The sequence below is a fragment of the Oleiphilus sp. HI0079 genome (assembly GCF_001635105.1).
In genome coordinates this window covers 1-1,438 of sequence record NZ_LWFT01000120.1, presented here as the reverse complement: position 1 = coordinate 1,438, position 1,438 = coordinate 1, and the positions used below count along the sequence as shown (strand labels likewise).

The 1,438-nt window shown below is 47.8% G+C and carries 1 protein-coding gene and 1 pseudogene; both read right to left on the bottom strand.

Features of this window, described 5'->3' with window-relative positions; genetic code table 11:
• Positions 1-368, bottom strand: a pseudogene (locus tag A3750_RS01755) (outer membrane protein assembly factor BamA); the annotation flags it as partial.
• A gap of 32 nt (positions 369-400) precedes the next feature.
• Positions 401-1,438, bottom strand: a 1,038-nt coding sequence (gene rseP / locus A3750_RS01750) for an RIP metalloprotease RseP (protein ID WP_068547980.1), incomplete at its 5' end; no start/stop codon positions are given.

Sequence of the window (1,438 nt, the reverse complement as noted above, 5' to 3'; positions counted from 1 at the left end):
ATGCCTGCCTGTTTAAGACCTTCTAGCAAGTCTTCTTCAGAAATATCCTTGTTACCCGATATCTCGATATTCGCGATAGAAGGTCTTTCCTGAAGACTAACAATTAGATCATCATCGTTACGATACAACGCTATATCGGTGAACAACCCCGTTTTAAACAGATCTCTACTCGCCTCAGCCAACTTTGTCGGATTCACTTCTTCGCCGACCGAAACAGGAAAACTAGAAAAAACAGTACCCGCGGACACCCGCTGCAAGCCTTCAACCTGGATGTCATCGACGAGAAAAGTCTCGCTCAAGACCTGCGATGAATAGAGACCAAAAAGCACTGCGAAAGCCAAAGCTGGCAATCGAAAAAAGTTACACATTAACTACTGCACCTAAATATGCTGACATGAAATCAGAGCCGCATAATATCGTTATAGAAAGCTACGGCCATCAACATCACAACCAAGGATAAACCAATCTTAAAACCAATGACTTGGCTTTGCTCTGAAAGCGGTTTCCCACGAACCGCCTCGATGAGGTAAAACAAAATATGCCCGCCATCCAGTACCGGTATCGGTAACAGATTCAAGACGCCAAGACTGACACTGAGCAGGGCCAAAAAGCGAAGAAACTCTTCCGCACCGGTACTAATGGATTGGTTAGCAACTCGCGCGATCGTAATTGGACCGCTTAGATTGTCGAGAGAAATCAATCCGACGACCATCTTCTTTACAGCTCCGAAGGTCATTGCAACGTCAGACCATGTTTGCGAAAAAGCGTGGCCAAGCGAATCGATTGGGCCGTAACTGACTACAGAGATTAACTCTCTAGGGTACTCGAAAGGCGCAACCCCTACTCCGATTTTACCTACTAAAGCGCGACCGCCCCCTTCTACCACCTCTGGGACGACAGACAGTTCAATCAAATCGGCATTCCGCTCTACCAAAACGCTTAGCCGCTCACCTGCGCTCTTCTGAACAATCTCGACAAAATCGTACCAGTCAGCGATCTCCGCTCCATCTACAAAACGCACGAGATCACCCTCAAGAACACCAGCCATATGCGCTGGCCCCCCGCGCGTCACAACGCTAATTTCTGGGGAGATCGGGGGACGATAAGGCACCAAACCAATACCCCTAATAAGATCCGCTTCATCCTGGCCGCGCATCCAATTATCAAGTTTCAACGCATAGTCTTTACTTTCGCCATCGAATTGCGCCTTGAGCTCTATTACACCAGAATCACCAATATGAGGAACCAGCGACATCACAACATCTCGCCAACCGTAAACCTTCTGACCATCCACGCTTTCGAGCACAGAGCCTACTTCTAGTTGCGACATAGCGGCAGGGCTTTCTGGAATAACCTCTCCAATCTTAGGAAGTACCGTGGTGTAACCAATCCCAAACATCATCCAGTAGGCAAAAATCGCGAAGACAAAATTCGCAAT